The sequence below is a fragment of the Lachnoclostridium sp. An169 genome (assembly GCF_002160525.1).
Taxonomy (GTDB): Bacteria; Bacillota; Clostridia; order Lachnospirales; family Lachnospiraceae; genus Mediterraneibacter; species Mediterraneibacter cottocaccae.
Window position 1 is genome coordinate 32295 of record NZ_NFKT01000020.1, and the last position, 20322, is coordinate 52616.

Here is a 20322-nt window from a genome sequence, read left to right on the forward strand (position 1 = left end):
TGTGACCTCTTTTCTATCTTGCTTTTTTACACAGACACGCCGGGCGCCGGCGGGCTGCTATTTTGCAAGCCCTGCCATACGCTCTTTCACCTGGGCGAGCATCTGTGTATATTTTTCCAGTTTCTCACGTTCCTCCTGTACTTTCGCTTCAGGAGCCTTGCTGACAAACTTTTCGTTTGCGAGCATTCCCTGCGCCCTCTTTATCTCTTTGCCAAGTCTCTCTTCTTCCTTCTTCAGTCTCTCAAGTTCCTGTTCGAAGTCCACCAGGTCCTCCAGCGGCAGATATACGACTGCATCCGGCACTACGACGGATACCGCGTTGTCCGCCACGCCTTCTTTCGTCTCCTCGATAATGATATCGGAGGCCATCATCAGCGGTTTTACGGACTCTGTCATCTCTCCGATTCCCGCACAGAGCTCTTTGTCCTGGCAGATCACATATACTTTTGTCTTTCTGCTGTTCGGAACATCCATCTCCGAACGGGTATTCCGGATTCCTCTTGTAATAGCCTTGATGTGCTCCATCACATTTTCATCTGCCGGGAAGTTCCATGCTTCCTTATATTCCGGCCAGCTGGACATCATCAGCGACTCTTCTTCCGGTACAAGCGCGCTGTAGATCTCCTCCGTGATAAACGGCATAAACGGATGAAGCAGTTTTAACGCCTGTCCGAGCACCGTCTTGAGCACCCAGAGCACGCAGTTGTAAGCAGCCGGGTCTTCCTCTGCGTGGTAGATCCTGTATTTTGCCAGCTCCACATACCAGTCGCAGAACTCATCCCAGATGAAGTCATAGACTTTCTGCACGGCAATACCCAGCTCGAATTTGTCCATGTTCTCCGTCACGTCTTTCGCCAGTGTGTTTACCGCCGAGAGGATCCAGCGGTCCGCCGGTGTGAACAGTGCGCTGTCCGGCTCTGTGACGCCTTCCTCTTTCATGTTCATCAGGATAAACCGGGAAGCGTTCCATACCTTGTTGGCAAAGTTCCGGCTTGCCTCCACTCTCTCGTTGTAGAAACGCATGTCATTTCCCGGTGCATTTCCTGTCACAAGAGTAAGCCTCAATGCATCTGCGCCGTACTTGTCGATGATCTCCAGCGGATCGATTCCGTTTCCTAAGGACTTGCTCATCTTGCGTCCCTGGGAATCCCGCACAAGGCCGTGGATCAGCACTGTGTGGAACGGTGATTTTCCCGTGTGCTCATATCCCGAGAACACCATACGGATAACCCAGAAGAAAATGATATCGTATCCGGTTACCAGCACGTCTGTGGGATAGAAATAGTCATAATCCTCCGTGTGTTCCGGCCAGCCCAGTGTGGAGAAGGGCCAAAGCGCCGAGGAGAACCATGTATCCAGGGTATCCTCATCCTGTGTCAGATGGGTACAGCCGCACTTCGGGCACTTCTCCGGCATTCCCTTTGAAACCACGATCTCGCCGCACTCATCGCAGTAGTACGCCGGAATCCTGTGTCCCCACCAGATCTGGCGGGAAATACACCAGTCACGGATATTTTCAAGCCAGTTCAGATATATCTTGTTAAACCGCTCGGGAACAAACTTCAGCTCCCCTTTCTCAAGTGCCGCGATTGCCGGTTTTGCCAGCTCGTCCATGCGCACGAACCACTGCTGTTTTACCAGCGGCTCCACCGTTGTGCCGCAGCGGTCATGGGTTCCCACTGCATGGGTGTGGGGAACAACCTTTACCAGATACCCCTGCTCATCCAGGTCTTTCACAATCGCCGCTCTCGCCTCATAGCGGTCCATTCCCGCATATTTTCCGCCGTTCTCATTGATGGTGGCGTCGTCATTCATGATGTTGATCTCTTCCAGGTTGTGGCGCTTTCCTACCTCGAAATCATTCGGGTCATGGGCCGGCGTGATCTTCACGGCTCCGGTTCCGAACTCCTTGTCAACATAATAGTCTGCCACAACCGGAATTTCCCGGTTTACAAGAGGCAGGATCACATGCTTTCCGATCAGGTCTTTGTACCTCTCATCGTCCGGGTGCACTGCGATGGCGGTATCACCCAGCATAGTCTCCGGCCGGGTGGTAGCGATCTCAAGGAACCGGCCTTCCTCGCCCACAATGGGGTATTTGATATGCCAGAAATGTCCTTCCTGATCCTCGTGTATAACCTCGGCGTCGGAAAGGGACGTCTTACATTTCGGGCACCAGTTGATGATCCGGGATCCTTTGTAAATGTATCCCTTCTTATATAAATTGATGAATACTTCTTCTACCGCTTTGGAACATCCCTCGTCCATGGTGAAACGCTCTCTGTCCCAGTCGCAGGAGATTCCCAGTTTCTTCAGCTGGTTCTCAATGGTTCCCGCGTACTCTTCCTTCCACTGCCATGTTCTCTTTAAGAAGCCTTCACGCCCCAGTTCTTTCTTGTCAATGCCCTCTTCCTTAAGCTGGTTCGTCACCTTGACTTCCGTGGAAATGGCCGCATGGTCCGTTCCCGGAATCCACAGGGCATTGTACCCTTCCATTCTCTTGTAGCGGATCAGAATATCCTGCAGGGTATTGTCAAGCGCGTGACCCATATGCAGCTTTCCCGTGATATTCGGAGGCGGCATCACCGTGGTAAACGGCTTTCTGCTCCGGTCCACCTCGGCGTGGAAATATTTGTTTTTGCACCACTTGTCATACAGTTTTTCCTCGATTTTCTTGGGATCGTAGGTCTTTTCCAGTTCTCTGCTCATAGTTCTCTCCTTGTCTTCCCTCTTACAAAGCTTACATTTACGTGTTCTTGTCCGCGAATTGCTGCTCGTGTTCACCGAATTTTCACTTTTTTCTGCAAAAAGAAAGCCCTTTACAAATGTAAAGGGCGAAAAATTACGCGGTACCACCTTCGTTCATATATGCGCGCCTGCTGTACTGGGCCTGCATATACCTCATAGTCCTTTAACGCGGACCACTCCGGGATATCCTATCTACAGTTCTGCAGTCTCCGCGGGCTTACAGGCTTCCGTAAGGCTGCAGCTTCCCGTCTTTCAGATATCCGGTTCAGAAGCTACCTTCCACCACTCGTTTCCGAAACCGCCTTTCAGCCGGATCACCCGGACGGTTCTCTCTGACGGAGGAAATGGTGTACTCCTCTTCCTCAATACCTTTTACAAATGTTTACCAAGTTGTTAACTAATAATTAACTACAAATACTATAGCCGTCGGATTCCCGTTTGTCAAGCAGTTTCGGCGATGCTTAAGCAGATATTTCGCTTTTCTTAAGAAATGATATCATCAATCATCCCGACAATATCGTACCCATAATTGTCTGCTGTCGCCCATCCGGTTCCCGACGGGTTTTCCTGCTGCCCCAGCCACTCCACGTAGGGCGCCGAGCCTTTTTTCACATAGTCATAGCGGTCATCCACACATTCCCCGAGGAGCGGATCCGTCGTTGCATATGCTTTCAGATGCTGGATCTGGGCACGGATCCCGGTGCGCACATCCGCATAGGAGTTTCCCGGCACTCCGCCCCCTGTAGTCCCGAGTCCGGCAAAATTGAACTGCTCGATGGAAGCATCGCCTCCGTACTGAAGGAAACCGGTCTCCTTCATGGTCTGGGCAAAAGCCACCTCCGGGCGTACCCCCTCCGCAGATGCTTCCTCGTAGTACATCTGACAGAATGTCTCGATGGAATCCGCGCCGCCGGCCCCCAGCTCTTCTGCAGGATATGTATAGCCGGAAGCGTTGAAATAATCCACCATCTGCTGAACCGTCACCGAACTCTCTCCCATGATCAGGTAGCTTGCTTCCGCGGCCTCTGCGCCCTCCGCCCCATCACTGTTCTGCGTGTCTGTCTGCCCGTCTCCCGTACTTCCATTTTCCTGTCCGCTGCCGGAATAGCCGGAACTCTGTTCCTGTTCCGCACGCACAGAGCTGCCCCTGCCGGAAAATACTCCCACCGCCCCGGCAAGCGCCAGCGTCAGGACAAGCAGCACGGCAAGTCCCGCTTCCATATATAATTTCATTCTGTCCTTGTTCCAGTTCATATATGCTCCCTGTCTTTTTTCGTTTTTTGGCGGACTGCCGCTGTGTATCCGTCAGTTGTACGGATGTTACGGCGGGGCGCTCCGCTCATATGACAATATATTACTATACAAGGGAAAAATATTCAAATAAGGAAATTTTTCCTGTCTCAGATATCAGGCACAAAAGACAGAGAGAAGCAGATCCGGACAGTTCAAAGTAAACCACCCGGATCTGCGTATAATGATTATGCGAGGCAGCCGGAAATAGCTGTTACCTTATCTCCGGATACAGTATTCTGCATTTCACCCGTAGTATATGTAATATTCGTATCCTGGATGATGCCGTCACTGGTACATCTGTAATCTGCACCACCCCTGGTAATACCGCCGAGGTCATAGTAAATATATTTTACTTCATACCCACTCCCGCTATCATCACCACTTGCCGCAATATTCTCGTTCATCTTTACACTGAACACCTTCATCTCCGGTGATTTCCATGTCTTCATTCCACTCACCCCCTTTTCTTTCGCTGCAATTTTAATCATGCAGTTTCTGTTATTATACTAGCACATTTTTTCCTGAATCTCCACCTAATTTATCCTTATGGGGCATATATTTCACTCAGTATTTCGTCAATTTTCTGTCTTTCATCCGGAAGAAATCTCTTTCTCCTTTTTTTACTCTATGCTATACTGTTATGGATGGGCATAATGCCCAAATACATTAAAAAGGAGAGTTTCCTTTGAAACGCAGAACTGTTCTGATTACCGGTTCTTCCCGTGGCATTGGCCGCGCCTGTGCCCTGGCATTTTCCGGAGCCGGTTATCATGTTTTTATAAATGGCAGAAAATCGAGGGATAAACTGGAAAAGCTGGCGGAAGAGATCCGCTCATCAGGAGGGACTTGTACAGTTCTTCCCGGAGATGTCAGCAGACCGGAAGACGTGCGCGCTCTCTTCCTCAAAATCGAGGCAGAAACAGATGGTCTGGACGTGCTGGTCAACAATGCCGGGATCGCCTGGTTTGGACTTCTGACCGATATGACGGATGAAGACTGGAATACAGTCATCAGCACAAACCTCTCTTCGGCATTTTACTGCTGCCGCGCCGCTATTCCATACATGGTTTCCCGGAAAAGCGGACGGATTATAAATATCTCCTCCATGTGGGGAACTTCCGGCGCTTCCTGCGAAGCCGCCTATTCCGCCTCAAAAGCAGGACTCAACGGATTGACAAAAGCCCTTGCCAAAGAACTTGCGCCCAGCAATATTCAGGTAAATGCCATTGCCTGCGGGGTGATCGATACGGATATGAATGCCCGGCTTGATGCAGAAGAGCGCAGCGCGCTTATGGAAGAAGTTCCGGCAGGAAGATTCGCCTCCCCGGAAGAAGCCGCGAAGATGGTTCTCATGCTGGCCGAAGCCCCGGAATACCTGACCGGACAGATTATCGGTTTTGACGGGGGATTTATATAAACATAACGGAGGATTTCTACAACTATGATTGATGTAAACAACCTGACGTCCATTCCCATGGACTGTTCACTTACTGAATTTGTCGGAACGACTGTTCTGGACACTATCGGGCTTGTAATTCCCGGAATCGAGCCCTCTCTTCTGGATAAAATGAACCTGAAAAAGCAGTACAAAAGTCTCGGTCTGATCAGTTCCCGCACCGGCGCCGCAGGACAGATCAACGCCGTCGATGAGGCGGTAAAATCTACCAACACGGAAGTCGTCTCCATCGAACTTCCACGGGACACAAAAGGATGGGGCGGACACGGCTGCTTTATCATCCTCGGCGGCGACAGTGTGTCGGATGTTCGCCGGGCAGTGGACATTTCCCTGAAATATATTGAAAAATATGCGGGCGAGCTTTACATCAGCCAGGCAGGGCATCTGGAATTCACCTATTCGGCCTGCGCAGACCGGGCGCTGAACATGGCATTTAACGCGCCGGTGGGGAAGCCCTTCGGATTTTTCTGCGGTTCCCCGGCGGCAATCGGTCTTGTAATGGCAGATCTGGCAGTCAAATCCTCACCTGTAGAGATCGTAAAGTACATGACACCGGACAACGGCACCAGTCACTCCAACGAGGTGATCGCAGCCGTCACCGGTGACGCGGACGCGGTGAAAAATGCCGTTCTCACCGCCAGGGAGGTCGGACTGCAGCTTCTTGTATCCCTCGGCAGCTATCCGGAGACACCATCCAGACCATTTCTTTGACAGTATTCCGGTTTGCTGTGCCGTGCTTTATTTCCACTGTATGTCAGCCTTTTTTCTCGGCGCTGTCCTTCTGTATGTAACCGCCGGATATCCCAGCAGCATACAGCAGGCCGCCGGGAGGTCCGGTATGCCAAGCCACTCTTTCGCCTTCGGACATGCCTCCACTACGCTCTGAAGGTATCCGTCAAAGAGCACTCCCAGACCTTCGGCAACAGCCATCGTCTCCATATTCGCCGCTGCCAGCCCGGCGTCCAGGGTATTTTCCGCACCGATCACCACGCAGACCGGAGCATTAAAGAACAGGCCGTCATCCGCCCTGTCTTTCCTTCTTTTCCGGTACATGAACTTGAACAGCATGGAATAGTGGGGCATTGTCTTTTTGATACTCTCTGCCATCCGGGGCACTTCCTCCCAGAGAAGATCCTTAAATTCTTCCAGATGTTCCTGGACCACGATAAAGCGGCATCCCTGCCGGTTCTTTGCGGTTTCCGTGTACCGTCCCGCCTGAAGGATGCGTTCCAGTTTCTCCTGCTCCACATGCTGGTCTTTATATCTGCGGATACTCCGGCGGAATTTCAGGGCATGCAGAAAATGCTCCGGTTCCAGATGAAACTTCTCCGCATCATACTCTTCCACTTCATCCATGTCGTATTCCGGAATTGCCACGGCTCTCACCGGACAGACTGCCACGCAGTGTCCGCACTGAATGCATTCCGGTGTGTAAACAGCCTTTCCTTCCTCCAGCTTCAGTCTGTCTGCAGGACAGTCGCTTACGCACTGCCCGCAGCCAATACATTTTTCTCTGTCTATTACAATCATTGTCTGTCCTCCTGATACTCTTTGCACTTCTTCTCTTGCGTTTCTCTTCTTTCCGCTTCTCATCCTGCACTTCACCTGTAAGTTGCGCCGCGCACTTTCTTATACCCTGCCATATATCTCCGGCGGCACATACGCTTTTACCGCGATTCCCTCCGGCACATACTCCTCGGAAACAAGCTGTCCCCTGCTTCGGATCAGCTGGATTTTTCCGGCCTCTCCAAAGTCATACAGCCTCTCAATATAAATCTGGTCTTTCCGGATAATCTCAAGGAGAGCTTCCTTCAGTTCATCCAGTCCCTGTCCGGTTTTGGCAGAAGTCAGAATGGAATAGTCCGCCTGAAAATCCCGCTGATTCACCGGATGTTCCAGACGGTCCTGCTTATTGAACAGCGTTACTACCGGTTTCCCCTCCGCTCCAAGCTGGCGCAGCGTCTCATACACCACATGCATCTGCGTATCCATCTGTGGATTAGACGCATCCACAACATGGATGATAATATCGGCATACTTTGCCTCTTCCAGTGTACTCTTAAATGCTTCCACGAGATGATGGGGAAGTTTCCGTATAAAACCGACTGTATCGGTGATCAGGATTTCCTGGGTATTGTCAAGCATCAGCGAGCGGGTTGTGGTATCCAGTGTGGAAAACAGCATGGCATCCTCCAGAATTCCCGCATCGGTCAGGGCATTTTCAATACTGCTCTTTCCCGCTGAAGTGTATCCCACAAGAGCAGCCACTTTCAGTCCGGAATTTCTTCGCTGCGCACGGATAAGATCCCGGTGGCGCTCCACGTCTTTCAGCTCCCGCTTAAGGCGGCTGATGCGCTCCCGGATAAGCCTGCGGTCCATCTCCAGCTTCTTTTCTCCGGGACCTCTCGTCCCGATTCCGCCGCCCAGACGGGACAGCGATTTTCCAAGCCCCGAAAGCCGGGAGGCACGGTAGCGCAACTGTGCCAGTTCCACCTGGATCTTTCCTTCTCCGGACACTGCACGTGCAGCAAAAATATCCAGAATCAGAAGGGTCCGGTCCATAATTTTTACTGACAGGGCTTCTTCCAGGTTCCCAAGCTGTGCGCTGGTCAGCTCATCATCACAGATAATTCCCGTGGCGTCAGTCTCCCAGATCAGATCCTTAAGTTCCTCAATCTTCCCTTTTCCCACATACGTCCCCGGATGAACGGACTCTCTCGCCTGAATCACTCTTCCCGCCACCTGTGCGCCCGCCGTTTTTGCAAGTTCAGCGAGTTCGTCCAGGGACTGATCCGCAGGGATCTCGCCGCCTGCCTCCACAGCTACGAGAATTACCCGCTCCTCAACATGTTCCATATCATACAACATAAGTTCGTTCCTCTGTCTTTCCTTATTTTAACCGGATAACAAACACCGGAAGCGGCGGATCGTTTTTCCTGTTATAAAATTCATGTATCAGTACAAGCCATTTCCCGGGATCCAGATTTTTCAGATATCCGAGCAGTGCTTCCTTTTCTTCATAGCCTGTATCTCCTCCGCTGTAGATGCACAGCCCCATCACCCCTCCTGTTTTCAGAAGGTCAAGTCCCTGTTTCACTGCCATAAGGCTTGTCTCTGCCTTTGTCGCCAGACTGTGATCTCCTCCCGGCAGATAGCCGAAATTAAACATAATCACGCTGATCTTTTCCCGGACATATGAGGACATATGCTCGTGTCCGCCGCAGATTAATACGGCACGATCCTCACATCCTGCTTCTGTCAGACGGCGGCGGGTGTTTTCCACGGCTGTCTCCTGTACGTCAAAAGCATATACTTTTCCTGCCCTTCCCACATTCTGACAGAGGAAAAGAGTATCATTCCCGTTTCCGCAGGTAGCGTCAACACAGCAGTCTCCTTCACAGATATAGTCTGCAAGAAAATGGTGACAATATTCTGTTATCTGGTATTTCGTTCTGAAATCGGACATGATCTCCTCCTGGTCGTGAAACACGCCGCTTTATTGCGACATAGTCTGCTCCTTATTCCATTCTTCCTGCAACTCTTCTGCTTCTTTCCTGTTTATTTCCAACATGTCTGCCGCCACATCAAGGCTGATTCCGTTTTCCAGCATTTTCCCAAGCATTTTCTTCTGCGCAGCCCGTTCCCCCAACTCAAACCCACGCTTTTCTCCGCGCCGTTCCGCACTCCTCATCTGTGTGTTATAATCCAGGACAGCCCGTTCTCTCGCCTCATACTCCAGCCTCTTTTTCTCATCCATGCTCAGCCTCTTTAATTCATTATAGGCTTCTTCAAAATATTCATCTTTCTCTGCCATATCTTCGAACTCCTTTTTGGTCTTCCCGCTTAGAAAACGCATCCAGCGGATCACACCTTTCTCGTTCTTATCTTCCTCCGGCAGTTTTTTCAATTCCAGAATGTGCAGTTCCATCAGGTTCGTATACTGTTCTCCGGTCTCCACATCACATAGGGCAATTTTCCGATAACAGCGATTATCCCGGGGAAAATGAAGGAAATCAAGGATACTGACATGGATACAGGGTTTTAACACCTCATAGGACTCACCCTTTCGGATCTGCCCGGTATATACCTTGCATTCATAAAACAGAACCCGGTTCGGCCAGAATTCAAAATACGGAACCTGCATCTCCATGTTGAGTTTTCCGCCGCCTTCCAGTTCCACGCTCACATCAAGAATTCCCAGTTTATCGTCTCCGGAATCTTTACGCAGCTCTGTAGGGATCAGTGTTGTCCTACGTATCTCCTCCGGATTTTTTCCGAGAACAGCCGCGATAAACCCTTTCCGCACCTTCTCATTGTTCATCAGCTCTTTAAAGCAGAAATCTACCGTGGGAAGCATAATAAAATCGTCATTCTTTCCGCTGTTTTCCTGGTGTTCTTCATACGTTAAGTTTTCTTCACGGTCATTGACTTTTCTCTCTTCTTTGTTCATATTGTCCTCTTTATCTTACCACGTTCTCTCCGAAAACACCACCCGTCAGGTTACTGTTCAAACTCTGGATTATCCCGGCAGAACTGCCGGCTGAATTATTTTTCAGATCTCCTGTCTCAGAGCTGCTCTGTTCAGATTTCTCAGAATGTTTGAATGCACCCGGAACTTGCTCCATGCCAGACGGCATTTCTATTCTCCGGGTGCATTCACCATATCATGATTCACTTTGAATTACAACCACTGTTTTATAAAAAGCAGGGTTATCAACAAACTAACAGAAGTTATGAAAAGTTATCCACATTGTGTTTCTTATTTTTCTCAGTAATCCTTAATTATCCAGCGGTTTTCCATAGAGCAGATAATTGTACTCCGCCTTTCTGCAGAATCCTTCGGAGATCCTGTCGCAGCCGCCGTTTTCCGCATACAGCAGACCCGGACACCGCTCACAGTACTGCTCGTATTTACAGGAACGGCATTCCTCCGGCTGTCTTAAAAGTTCCAGTCTTCCCAGGAGCTGCTCCCAGCACTCCATAAATCTCCCCGGCTGCACCGGAACTGCCGGTTCACTGAGAAAAGCGCACAGCTGCAGCATTCCATTCCACGTCAGGCAGAATCCTGTCCGATAATTTCCGCACACTTTCAGGAAATCCGTACATGGTTTTCTCGGGAATTTTCCCCTGCTCTGTGCCCGGATCTGCCGGATCACTTCCGTCGGAGGAAGCTGCCGCTCAATCTCATGGCTTTTCGCGTCTGCCGATGCTCCCCGGACCGGATTGATCAGACTGGATGTGTGAATGATCGGAAGGCGATTCTGCTCTGCATACCGGTAAATTCCTTCCAGATCACTTTCATTTTCCTTTGTAACCGTTGCTGCCAGATAGAGCGGAATTCCCGCCTCTCTCAACAGCTCCACCGAGCGCTTCACTCTTGTAAAACCGTCAGGAATCCCGCAGACGCTCTGATAACTCTCATCGGAGGCGCCATAGAGAGTAAAACGCATCACCCGGGGAGGCCGTTTCACAAGCCAGGAAATCATCTCCTCGTCGAGCAGGTATCCGTTGGAAAAAATCTGGATCAGAAATCCCATATCGTGAACCGCTTCGTAGATCTCCCGGAAGTCCCGGCGCACGAAGGGTTCGCCGCCTGTAAGCGTCAGTTCGATCATCCCGGCTCTCTGCAGCTCTTCTGCGATACTGATCCATTCACCTGCAGAAAGCTCCCTGCCCACCGAAGGGATTTCATCCGGTTTCAGATGAACATAGCACATATTGCAGTTAAAATTGCATCTGGGTGTGAGCTCAAAGACTCCTTTAAATGGAAGCTTTCTCTCATACGCTGCCTTTCTGATCTGAGACATATATTCGTCCAACCCAAATTCCAGGAATCCACAATCCGGCATATCGTTTTTCCCCCTTCTGTCAGCTTTCGCTGTAATATTTGTTCTCCGGATTTTCACGTTCACATCCCGATCCGGACGTATGGAAATAGCAGATTTTCATCTCCGGTTTCACCCATACTCTTTCCTTTTTCTGTCCTTCGAGTATCTTTTCTTCCGACACCTGCACCGCTTTGTCACGGATCGCGAGTTCCTCCACAAGGATCCGGATCTTGTGCTCCATCTGGGAACTCTTGATCGTAAGTTGGAATACCCGCAGCAGCAGTGCAAAGATAATAAGCAGGAAGACCATGTTTACGGTCGAATAAATCCCAAGTCTCTGAGCCATCCAGTCTGCAGCCTTCGGGAAAATACTGACCAGTATCAGGATACAGGAAAACAGGATCCAGAATATCGTGTCATGGGTATCAACCTGCGCTTTTTTCAGTTTTCTTGATATGTAAAAGCAGGTGCCGACGGACGCCAGTATAAGAATAATCCGCAGAACCAGTGACATTTCTTTTTCCTCCTCCTATCTCAGCCAGTGTACCACCAGAATGGAAGTACAGATATAACACATATATTTTATGGAATTGGTAAATGTAAGATAGCTTGCACCGTAAAGCCTCTCGTTCATCACCGCAGGAATCTCGCAGACTTTTGCCCCGCCTTTGAGAAGGGCCGCCAGTGTATCCGGCTCCGGGTCATAATTCATCTGCATTGCCAGTCTTTTTATCACGGATCTGTCATACAGACGCATTCCCGATGTAGGATCCTTGATCCGCTTTCCTGTGGCGATCCGTATACTCAGGCTGATCAGCCTGCTGCCGATTTCCCGGAGCGATTTTCCCTTTTTCCCTTCAATGTACCGGGAAGCAATCACAATATTACACTTTTTATCTTCTGCACACTTTTCCATAGAAGGAATGAACTCTGCCAGATGCTGTCCGTCCCCGTCAAACTGAACTGCATATTTATACCCGTTCTGCAGGGCGTAGCGCATCCCCGCCTGAAATGCCCCGGCCAGCCCCAGATTGACCGGCAGATCGAGAATGTTGTATCCTGCCTTCCTGCAGACATTGAGAGTCCGGTCAGTACTGCCGTCGTTGATAATCAGATAATCATACTGGGGACAGTTTCTCTGCAGGTCTTCAATAACCATATGTATATTCTTCTCTTCGTTGTATGCCGGTATCACTACAAGCAGTGAACTTCTCTTTTGCTCTTCCTTCATCACAGTTCCTCATTCCGTGTTTTCTTACATCTGCCGGATCCGCCACAGCCCGGTGCCATGCTTTATACAGGAGAAAAGGGCTTCTGCATCTGTAAAAATGCTCTGCCCTTCTCTTAAACTCTTAATAGTCAGTTATTTGAACAACCAAAACTGATATATTCTCATATCATTGAATATCTAACGTGCTAAGCTAAACAGGAAGAGACTGCTGCAAAGTAATCACCTGTGTGCCGTTTCCGCTGTCCGCAATATTCTCATCCATCTTTACATTAAAAACTTTTACTTTCGGATTCTCCCAGCTTTTCATCTATATTCTCCTTCCCTTTTATTCCCCATTTGGTTACTACATATATACTATCGCTTTTTTTCCGGTTTTGCAACCGTTTTCCTGATTCTTACGCACCCGAAAAATCAGGGAAACGTCAATTCTGTCTGATACAGCCTGCTCCGGATACTGTTGCAGCTGCTTCGCTGCTCCGGATCAGTCTCTCCCGAAAATATCCCTCGTATAAACTTTATTTTTCACGTCATCCAGACATGCGTCATACCTGTTTGCCAGAATTGCCTGGCTCTGCTTTTTGAATTCTTCCAGGTCATTGACAACTCTGCTTCCCAAAAATGTCTCCCCGTCTTTCAGCGTCGGCTCATAAATGATCACTGTGGCGCCGTTTGCCTTGATCCGTTTCATAACACTCTGGATGCTGCTCTGGCGGAAATTGTCGGAATTGCTTTTCATTGTCAGGCGGTATACCCCGATCACAACGGTTCTTTCCCTGCTTTCATCCCATGTGTCGTCTGCCCCGTATGCATCCGCAAGTTCCAGTACCCGGTCGGCAATATAATCCTTTCTTGTCTGATTGCTCTTCACTATCGCTTCGATCAGATTCTCCGGAATATCCTGATAATTGGCCAGGAGCTGCCTGGTGTCCTTGGGCAGACAGTAGCCGCCGTACCCGAATGACGGGTTGTTATAGTGAAATCCGATTCTCGGGTCAAGACACACCCCTTCTATAATCTCTTTTGTATTCAGCCCCTTCATCTCCGCATAGGTGTCAAGCTCATTAAAATAGCTGACTCGCAGGGCGAGATATGTATTGGCAAAAAGTTTCACCGCCTCCGCCTCGGTAAATCCCATAAACAATGTGGGAATTTCTTCTTTGACCGCACCCTCCTGCAGAAGGCGCGCGAAGATGTGCGCCGCTTCCTCAGTGGCAGGATCACAGGAGACAATAATCCGGTTGGGATAAAGGTTATCATACAGGGCTCTGGATTCCCGCAGGAATTCCGGACTGAAAATAATGTGATCCGTCTTTTTTTCATTTCTGATATGTTCTGTATAACCTACCGGAACGGTGGATTTAATTACCATGACGGCATCCGGATTAACCTTCATGACCAGATCGATGACAGCCTCAACTGCGGAAGTATCAAAATAGTTCTTTTTACTGTCATAGTTGGTGGGCGCTGCGATAACGACAAAGTCCGCCTCCGAATAGGCCGACTCTCCGTCCAGTGTTGCCGTCAGATCCAGATTCTTTTCCGCCAGATATTTTTCGATATACTCATCCCGGATCGGAGATTTTCTGCTGTTGATCAGTTCTGCCTTTTCCGCAATAATATCCACGGCTGTCACTGTATGGTGCTGGGCCAGCAGTACGGCAAGCGAAAGCCCCACATAGCCCGTGCCGGCAACAGCAATCTTCAGTTCCTCAAACTTTCTCATTTTTCCTTCCTCTTTCGTCCCCTCTTTGCTTCCCCGCATTCCCTCTTTTCTTCCGGTAACGGCGCGTACTCACCTGATTTTCCACCTCCAGCAGGAGCATCGCCTGGAACATGAGACAGGCAGTGCCGCTCATCCGGTGTTCGGTCAGAAACGCCAGTATATCGAACAGTATTTTCCACATAAAGCTTCCGAACTGTTTTCCATATTTCTCTCTCCGGTATCTGCGCGCAGCCCCGGAAACTACCGGAACCTCCATATACGCTGCCAGATGTTCCCGGATCTCCCGGGGAATCATTTTCCCTGCCAGGATCTCCTGTTTGCCGTAATAGTAGAGTCCGAGCAGAACATGGGTTGCCGTCAGATCCCCCATCCTTTTTTCCTCCGGAAGACCTGCCTGTGTCTCGTCGAATTCTTCTGCGATGGCTGTCCAGACAGCCGGGAACTGCTTTTTATAGGAAAATGTAACTCCGTTCTCATTCATCCGGTACCGGTACACGCTTTCGTCTGTAAAAGCATACTTTGCACCAGCCAGGCAGCATTTCATGTTAAATGCCTTATCCTGGGTAAACGGATAGGGCGTATGATGTATCCCGTTTTCCCGGATAAAATCCAGCCGGTACAGTTTTCCCCATTCATAGGCCAGGTGCCCGTCCCGGATAAAACCGCAGAAACGGAAGCGGACGCAGCGCTGGTCCTGCATGTGGAAAAAGTGCTGTTCTTTTCTGGCACTCAATCCTTCGCCGCTCTCCCTTCTGTAGTTTCCCACCGTAATATCCGCTCCGCTCTGCTCTGCGCGCTCTGCCAGGACAGCCAGGGCATTCTCTCCGTCCAGACAGTCGTCGGAATCAATGAAGGCAGCCCATTTTCCCGTGGCCAGCCGGATGCCCGTCTCCCTGGCAACGGCTGACCCTTCATTCTTTTTATGGATCACCCGGATTCTCTCATCCTTTGCCGCCGCGGCGTCGCACAGCGCCGCAGTCTCCCCATCCGAGCCGTCGTCTATCAGGAACACCTCAATATTTTCCCAGGTCTGGGAGAGAATGCTCTCCACACAGTCTCCCAGATATTTTTTTTCGTTGTAAACTGGCACAATCACACTGATCCTGTCTTTCATCTGTCATCCCTCCGGTCCTTCGTCCAGCCTTCTTATCTGTCATCTTTTCTGCCGTCCCTGCCCGTCCGGCACGGTATCATGCGGAGCATCTGACTGCTTATGGTCGCAAACACAGTCTTTTCAAACTGTCTCAAATACAGGAACACACATCCGCTGTAAAGCATTCCGCCTGCCGCCACATCCAGAATCACTCTTGCGGTCAGGTTCTCCGTAATCTCACGGATTCCCCGGCACGGGATCAGAATCAGCGCCCCCAGGATGCAGTAAACGACTGTTTTCCTGAGATAGCGGATCACCCGGAACTCCCTCTGCACAAAAGCGGTCTGGATCGCAAGGACAAGGAATTCCGCAGCCAGGGTCCCGATCACCGCGCCGGTACTTTTCATCCGCGGTATCAGCGCAAAATTAATCAGGAAATTCGCTCCGGCCCCTGCTGCGAGTGCGATCATATACTCCCGGTCCTTATACTGCGGCAGCAGGAACACGTTCCGGATCAGGTCCGAGTATCCTGTCAGCAGCACAAGAGGCGCCACCGTCATGAGCAGGGGAACACTTGCGGTGAATTTTTCTCCGTAAAACCATGGAACAAAGGAGTCTGCCACTCCGATCAGCCCGAACATCATCCCCACCGCAAGAAATGTGCTCAGGTGGAACGCCGCGGCAAACAGCCGCTCCGCCTCCTCTTTTTTCTTCTTTCCGAAGTACAGCGTCATCTGGGGCATGATCACATCCCCCAGGGCGGTGAGCACATGGACCAGGGTGGTAGTGATGCTCTGCACATTTTCGTAATATCCCACCTCTGTGATTCCCACCATCCTGCCGATCATGATCTTGTCCATGGTGATATACAGATATCTTGCCAGCACCGGAAAAAACAGGAGCACCATGCTCTTCCAGTGCCGGTTTGCCAGGAAGCGCAGCGACAGCCTGATATCGATGTAACGGGGCAGAAAAGCCCAGAGAATCAGCTGCACAAGGAGCATGGAAGATGCCAGGATCAGAATGTATATCTCCGTGTCATTGCCGGTTCTGACAAAGACAAATACAAAGACAACCGAGAGCAGCTTCACGGCGCTGCTTACCAGCGCCGTCTTCCTGAACTCCTGCATTCCCCAGAACACCCAGCTGACATCTGCCACATAGGAGAGAATCACCGGTATCTGCATGAGGAAAGCCGTCCGGTACTCCCCCGCAAAGAAACGGATGTAGAGAAGGAAGCAGGCCGCTACGACAATGCCGCAGGCAATCTTCATGGACATCAGCTCGGCAAAGATCCGGGAACATTTCTCCCGGTTGTCCCTGCATCCCGCAATCTCCCGGTTCCCGTATTTGAGCACACCCAGGTTGGCGAACAGGGCGGTCAGGGCGGTGATGGAATAAGTATAGGAGTAGGTTCCCACGCCCTCCGGTCCGATAACCCGGGACACATAAGGTGAGAGGATAAAGGGCACAACGATAATCAGAAGCTGATACCCTGCATTATACAAAAAGTTCTTAAATACATTCATATTGCCGCGCCATCTCCTGTTCAGAACTCCATCATACTCCTGCGGATGCCCTCCTCATCCAACTGTACCATCCCGTGTCCTTCGATCCGGTATACCCTGGTGCACATCGTCAGAACGCTGGGCCGGTGTGTGGTCACGATGCAGGTCTTGTTTTTCGCCGATTCCATAATGTTTTTCAGCAGCCTGTGCTCCGTCGCCACATCCAGGGCGGAAGTGGCTTCATCCAGAAGCAGGACAGGAGCATCGCAGAGCATGGCCCGGGCGATGGAGAGTCTCTGGAGCTGTCCTTCCGAGAGTCCCCCTCCCTGCTCTTTTAAGTAAGTGTCAAGGCCTTCCGGAAGTCTGCTCACAAATTCGTCCGCGCAGACCTCTCTCAGTGCCGCCCAGATCTCCTCGTCCGACGCATCCGAATGAAGAAGCTGCAGATTCTCCCGGATGGTTCCGGACATCATGGTATTTCCCTGGGGTACGTATGCGAAAAGTGTCCTTGCCGCAGGGGAGATCACCAGCTTTCTCTCTCCTGCCTCAGCCCGCACTTCGCCGCCCCTGGCCCCCACAAGTCCGAGAAGAATCCGGAGCATGGTGGTCTTTCCCTCTCCGGACGGTCCCACCAGAGCCACCGTTTCCCGGGGTTTCACATGGAAAGATACGCCGGAGAGAACCGTATTTCCATCCTGATACCAGAAGTCAAGATTCTCGGCGCGGATCGTAACGCCCCCTGCGGTGCGCGCATACTCCTTGAACGCCTCCGCTTCCGCCGCATCCGCCTGCTCCTCCTCCGGCAGGTCCGTGACCGCCATGATCCTCCCCGCCGACGTAGCTGCCCCCACCGCGGTAGGCACCATGTTTACCAGACTGGAAAACGCCGCTGAGAGATTCCCCGCCTGCTGCAGGAAAAGCGTCATGGTTCCGTATGTGATGGCACCGGTCCAGAGGCGGTAGACGCCCCAGCCGAAACATGCCCCTGTGACCCCCATGCCCACGATGGACATAAGGGAGGACGTCATAATTGAAAACTTATTGTAATCCAGCTGTACATCGCGGTAATAATCCTGCTTTCCGCGGAACAGTCCGCTGTATTTGTCCATCAGCCCGAACGCCTTGATGTACTGGAGATTCTGGAACGCCTCCTCATTGAAAGCCATCATGTCAGAATTCACTTCCAGCATCTTCTTGTTGTGGAAACGCATCTTCCTCATCAGTACCCGGGACATTGCCAGCGTGACCGGAGCGCTTGCCAGGGCAAGCAGGGCCATCATGGGATCGTAGTACAGGATCAGCGCCAGCGTGGAGAAGAACTGAACTACCCCGGTGATAAAGGTCGGTATCCATCCCAATACGCTGGTGGCCACGGTGTTGACGTCGGAATTCAGCCGGTTCAGGAGATCGCCGGAATGATACTCGGACAGCTTCTCCCAGTCTGCACCCAGAACTTTTCCGAACACCTCCGCCCGGATCTCCTGGTTGACCATAATCCTGTTTTTCGCCGTCACTCTCCCCGACCATGCGCTCACGCCGACCTGCAGAAGCATCATAGCCACATATCCGGCCGCCGCAGGGAAAAGAGCACTGCTGTCATACCCGGTAACCGCATCGATAATATATTTCGAGACGACACCGGTTCCCAGTCCCATGGCCGTACTGAATATTCCCAGAAGGATATACAGCATGACAGCTCCTTTATAGCGGATGCTGTATCTGCCGATCCACTTCATCTCATTCAGAACTTCAAAGAGCAGCCCCTCACGGAGCCGCTTCCGCACATGACTGATATACTCCTTCACTTTTCCTCGTCTCCCCATACGGTGCGGCGGACAAGTTCCACCGCATCAGAATCCGGCAGGCAGGACAGGAAATAGACCGGCACCTTCCTCACAAGCACATCCATGGACCACATGACTTCCGCCACACATACCTCGCTCCATGAGGGATAGAATACGTGGGGGAAAAATTTTGCCGTGGTCTCCTCCCCTGTCAGTTTCCGGATCCGGTTCTCCTTCCCCTGTTCCAGTACAATGACTGCTCTGAGCGGCACACTCCTGTTCACCGCATAGGGGGATGACCCCTTCCAGGGAGAGCCCCATGCCCGGATCTCTTCCTCCCGACACTCAAGGATCACCTTGTCCCCGTTCAGGATCTCCGCATCCCTGTATTTCTTCCACAGCTCTGCCTGGGTTGTCTTGCCGGTACCGGAAGGCGCCGTAAAGATCACGCCCTCCTCTTTCCAGCTGATGCAGGAAGCATGGACCAGAATGCCCCTGTGGTAAGAAAGCCGGGAATAGAAGGCTGCCAGAAATACTTCCATCACACCCTCCATCCCGCAGGCGGCGCCCTCGATCACCAGATGCTCCCACGCCCGGTCCGCTTGCAGACGTACTCCCGGCGTCTTACGGCTGATAAAAAGATGAGGGAAATCTTTCTCCGACTGGCAGTAATCCAGCCCGTACCACTGATGAAACAAATGCTCATGCCAGTAAATATCCACATTTACCGCAGCGCCTCCGGACGGCTTCTCCGCCTCGAACCTGCGGAACATCTGGGGAGGTTCATCCTTTTCCAGACGCATCTTCACTGTAATTCCCGCTATACTGTAATATTTTACCGTCACTTTTTCTCCGTCCTTCCGTTCCTTTCTCTGAATCTCCACCTGGCAGAAGCTATACGGATCATGATTCCCCTCACCGGGAAAAGCATCTGCCACAGCGCCACGAAGATTCTGTACCTTTTTCCGTCGCAGGATATATACCTTTCTTTCCGGATAACCGCTTTTGCAGCCGCCAGAATCTGTTCTTTCCGGATATCCTCCGTCCATGCCTGGGCATCGCCGTTCACCACGAAGACGCCTTCCTTCTCTGCCCGGAGGATCCGGTGCAGCACGCATTTTCCGTCTGTCCTGCGGAAAAATACGATCTCTCCGCGTTTCAGGGCTCTTTTCTCCGGCGGGACAAGAACCACCTGATCCCTCAGATGCTTCAGACAGGGGCCCATGCTGTATCCGGTCACCGTAAGCTGCAGAGGTCTCCCTGTGGAAAACTCCCGATTCATCAGGCTGACCAGCTCCTCTGCCCGCACCGTCTTTTCTTCTGCTGTTCTGCTGCCTGCCGCTGCGCGCCTCATCGCTCGAGCATTTCCTGCTCTTCCAGTTCCCGGAGGAATGCATGGACACTCTCCGCCAGGACCTCCTTCTTCTCATCGTAATTCATGGCAAGGATTTCCACCACTTCTTCCTCCGTATGGTCGTCCTGCAGAATGTTCCAGATGTCCGCTGCCGTCTCGTTGAGCGCCACAAGGCCGTGTATTTTTCCCGCCATGCTTCCCACCGGGACCGCCATCCACGAATCCGCAACCTGCCTCAGTACAAATCCTTCTCTTATCTTCATGTTACATTACCTCTCTTTCCTTATACGTTCATTGCCAATCT

Annotated in this window: 19 protein-coding genes; 2 read left to right on the forward strand and 17 right to left on the reverse strand. The window is 51.2% G+C overall.

Features of this window, described 5'->3' with window-relative positions:
- Window positions 1–57 precede the first annotated feature (57 nt).
- From B5F07_RS13985 to B5F07_RS13995, 3 genes are all read right to left on the reverse strand, one after another.
- Window positions 58–2709 carry a valine--tRNA ligase gene (locus B5F07_RS13985; RefSeq protein WP_087161898.1) on the reverse strand — a complete coding sequence of 884 codons (2652 nt, stop codon included), beginning with the start codon at window positions 2707–2709 and terminating at the stop codon, window positions 58–60.
- 522 nt (window positions 2710–3231) lie between these two features.
- Window positions 3232–4002 carry a glucosaminidase domain-containing protein gene (locus B5F07_RS13990; protein ID WP_242972535.1) on the reverse strand — a complete coding sequence of 257 codons (771 nt, stop codon included), beginning with the start codon at window positions 4000–4002 and terminating at the stop codon, window positions 3232–3234.
- Between the two features lie 224 nt (window positions 4003–4226).
- On the reverse strand, window positions 4227–4490 hold the full coding sequence (locus tag B5F07_RS13995) for a hypothetical protein (RefSeq protein ID WP_140398022.1): 264 nt from the start codon (window positions 4488–4490) through the stop codon (window positions 4227–4229).
- Between the two features lie 236 nt (window positions 4491–4726).
- Between B5F07_RS13995 and ymfI the strand changes: the two genes are divergently transcribed.
- On the forward strand, window positions 4727–5458 hold the full coding sequence (gene ymfI, locus B5F07_RS14000) for an elongation factor P 5-aminopentanone reductase (RefSeq protein WP_087161900.1): 732 nt from the start codon (window positions 4727–4729) through the stop codon (window positions 5456–5458).
- Between the two features lie 24 nt (window positions 5459–5482).
- Window positions 5483–6208: a microcompartment protein PduB gene (gene pduB, locus B5F07_RS14005; protein WP_087161901.1), complete on the forward strand. Its 726-nt coding sequence runs from the start codon at window positions 5483–5485 to the stop codon at window positions 6206–6208.
- A gap of 27 nt (window positions 6209–6235) precedes the next feature.
- Here pduB and B5F07_RS14010 read toward each other — a convergent pair whose 3' ends face one another.
- From B5F07_RS14010 to B5F07_RS14075, 14 genes are all read right to left on the reverse strand, one after another.
- The gene (locus tag B5F07_RS14010; RefSeq protein WP_087161948.1) at window positions 6236–7027 is read right to left on the reverse strand and encodes a nitroreductase family protein; all 792 of its coding nucleotides are present in this window, start codon (window positions 7025–7027) and stop codon (window positions 6236–6238) included.
- A 99-nt stretch (window positions 7028–7126) separates the two neighbouring features.
- Window positions 7127–8365 (reverse strand): GTPase HflX, encoded by a 1239-nt coding sequence (gene hflX, locus B5F07_RS14015; RefSeq protein WP_191403473.1) that lies wholly within the window; start codon window positions 8363–8365, stop codon window positions 7127–7129.
- A gap of 22 nt (window positions 8366–8387) precedes the next feature.
- A complete protein-coding gene (locus tag B5F07_RS14020) occupies window positions 8388–8963 on the reverse strand; it encodes a tRNA (mnm(5)s(2)U34)-methyltransferase (RefSeq protein ID WP_087161902.1) in 576 nt (191 codons plus the stop codon).
- A gap of 30 nt (window positions 8964–8993) precedes the next feature.
- Complete coding sequence (locus B5F07_RS14025; protein WP_087161903.1) at window positions 8994–9947, reverse strand: Rpn family recombination-promoting nuclease/putative transposase; 954 nt, start codon at window positions 9945–9947, stop codon at window positions 8994–8996.
- A 328-nt stretch (window positions 9948–10275) separates the two neighbouring features.
- Window positions 10276–11346: a radical SAM protein gene (locus B5F07_RS14030; RefSeq protein WP_087161904.1), complete on the reverse strand. Its 1071-nt coding sequence runs from the start codon at window positions 11344–11346 to the stop codon at window positions 10276–10278.
- Window positions 11347–11365: 19 nt separating this feature from the next.
- Window positions 11366–11839, reverse strand: coding sequence for a DUF2304 domain-containing protein (locus B5F07_RS14035; RefSeq protein ID WP_087161905.1), 474 nt, complete (start codon window positions 11837–11839; stop codon window positions 11366–11368).
- A gap of 15 nt (window positions 11840–11854) precedes the next feature.
- Window positions 11855–12556: a glycosyltransferase family 2 protein gene (locus tag B5F07_RS14040; protein ID WP_087161906.1), complete on the reverse strand. Its 702-nt coding sequence runs from the start codon at window positions 12554–12556 to the stop codon at window positions 11855–11857.
- Between the two features lie 481 nt (window positions 12557–13037).
- Complete coding sequence (locus B5F07_RS14045) at window positions 13038–14279, reverse strand: nucleotide sugar dehydrogenase (RefSeq protein WP_087161950.1); 1242 nt, start codon at window positions 14277–14279, stop codon at window positions 13038–13040.
- On the reverse strand, window positions 14266–15393 hold the full coding sequence (locus B5F07_RS14050) for a glycosyltransferase family 2 protein (RefSeq protein WP_087161907.1): 1128 nt from the start codon (window positions 15391–15393) through the stop codon (window positions 14266–14268). Before B5F07_RS14050 ends, B5F07_RS14045 begins: the two co-directional genes overlap by 14 nt.
- Before the next feature lie 32 nt (window positions 15394–15425).
- Window positions 15426–16901, reverse strand: a complete 1476-nt coding sequence (locus B5F07_RS14055; protein WP_087161908.1) for a flippase — start codon at window positions 16899–16901, stop codon at window positions 15426–15428.
- A 20-nt stretch (window positions 16902–16921) separates the two neighbouring features.
- Window positions 16922–18685: an ABC transporter ATP-binding protein gene (locus tag B5F07_RS14060; protein WP_242972536.1), complete on the reverse strand. Its 1764-nt coding sequence runs from the start codon at window positions 18683–18685 to the stop codon at window positions 16922–16924.
- Window positions 18682–19509, reverse strand: coding sequence for a hypothetical protein (locus B5F07_RS14065; RefSeq protein WP_140398023.1), 828 nt, complete (start codon window positions 19507–19509; stop codon window positions 18682–18684). Before B5F07_RS14065 ends, B5F07_RS14060 begins: the two co-directional genes overlap by 4 nt.
- Entirely contained in the window at window positions 19506–20018 is a 513-nt protein-coding gene (locus B5F07_RS14070) for a S24/S26 family peptidase (protein ID WP_087161911.1), read from the reverse strand. The genes B5F07_RS14065 and B5F07_RS14070 overlap by 4 nt, the downstream gene beginning before the upstream one ends.
- The gene (locus B5F07_RS14075) at window positions 20015–20281 is read right to left on the reverse strand and encodes a PqqD family protein (protein ID WP_087161951.1); all 267 of its coding nucleotides are present in this window, start codon (window positions 20279–20281) and stop codon (window positions 20015–20017) included. Before B5F07_RS14075 ends, B5F07_RS14070 begins: the two co-directional genes overlap by 4 nt.
- Between the last annotated feature and the right edge of the window lie 41 nt (window positions 20282–20322).

What these genes read in the sequence shown, in the direction of transcription:
- B5F07_RS13985 (WP_087161898.1), bottom strand. Translation starts at nt 2,709, where the DNA reads ATGAGCAGAGAACTGGAAAAGACCTACGATCCCAAGAAAATCGAGGAA.
- B5F07_RS13990 (WP_242972535.1), bottom strand. Translation starts at nt 4,002, where the DNA reads ATGAACTGGAACAAGGACAGAATGAAATTATATATGGAAGCGGGACTT.
- B5F07_RS13995 (WP_140398022.1), bottom strand. Translation starts at nt 4,490, where the DNA reads ATGAAGACATGGAAATCACCGGAGATGAAGGTGTTCAGTGTAAAGATG.
- pduB (WP_087161901.1), top strand. Translation starts at nt 5,483, where the DNA reads ATGATTGATGTAAACAACCTGACGTCCATTCCCATGGACTGTTCACTT.
- B5F07_RS14010 (WP_087161948.1), bottom strand. Translation starts at nt 7,027, where the DNA reads ATGATTGTAATAGACAGAGAAAAATGTATTGGCTGCGGGCAGTGCGTA.
- hflX (WP_191403473.1), bottom strand. Translation starts at nt 8,365, where the DNA reads ATGTTGTATGATATGGAACATGTTGAGGAGCGGGTAATTCTCGTAGCT.
- B5F07_RS14020 (WP_087161902.1), bottom strand. Translation starts at nt 8,963, where the DNA reads ATGTCCGATTTCAGAACGAAATACCAGATAACAGAATATTGTCACCAT.
- B5F07_RS14025 (WP_087161903.1), bottom strand. Translation starts at nt 9,947, where the DNA reads ATGAACAAAGAAGAGAGAAAAGTCAATGACCGTGAAGAAAACTTAACG.
- B5F07_RS14030 (WP_087161904.1), bottom strand. Translation starts at nt 11,346, where the DNA reads ATGCCGGATTGTGGATTCCTGGAATTTGGGTTGGACGAATATATGTCT.
- B5F07_RS14035 (WP_087161905.1), bottom strand. Translation starts at nt 11,839, where the DNA reads ATGTCACTGGTTCTGCGGATTATTCTTATACTGGCGTCCGTCGGCACC.
- B5F07_RS14040 (WP_087161906.1), bottom strand. Translation starts at nt 12,556, where the DNA reads ATGAAGGAAGAGCAAAAGAGAAGTTCACTGCTTGTAGTGATACCGGCA.
- B5F07_RS14045 (WP_087161950.1), bottom strand. Translation starts at nt 14,279, where the DNA reads ATGAGAAAGTTTGAGGAACTGAAGATTGCTGTTGCCGGCACGGGCTAT.
- B5F07_RS14050 (WP_087161907.1), bottom strand. Translation starts at nt 15,393, where the DNA reads ATGAAAGACAGGATCAGTGTGATTGTGCCAGTTTACAACGAAAAAAAA.
- B5F07_RS14055 (WP_087161908.1), bottom strand. Translation starts at nt 16,901, where the DNA reads ATGAATGTATTTAAGAACTTTTTGTATAATGCAGGGTATCAGCTTCTG.
- B5F07_RS14070 (WP_087161911.1), bottom strand. Translation starts at nt 20,018, where the DNA reads ATGAGGCGCGCAGCGGCAGGCAGCAGAACAGCAGAAGAAAAGACGGTG.
- B5F07_RS14075 (WP_087161951.1), bottom strand. Translation starts at nt 20,281, where the DNA reads ATGAAGATAAGAGAAGGATTTGTACTGAGGCAGGTTGCGGATTCGTGG.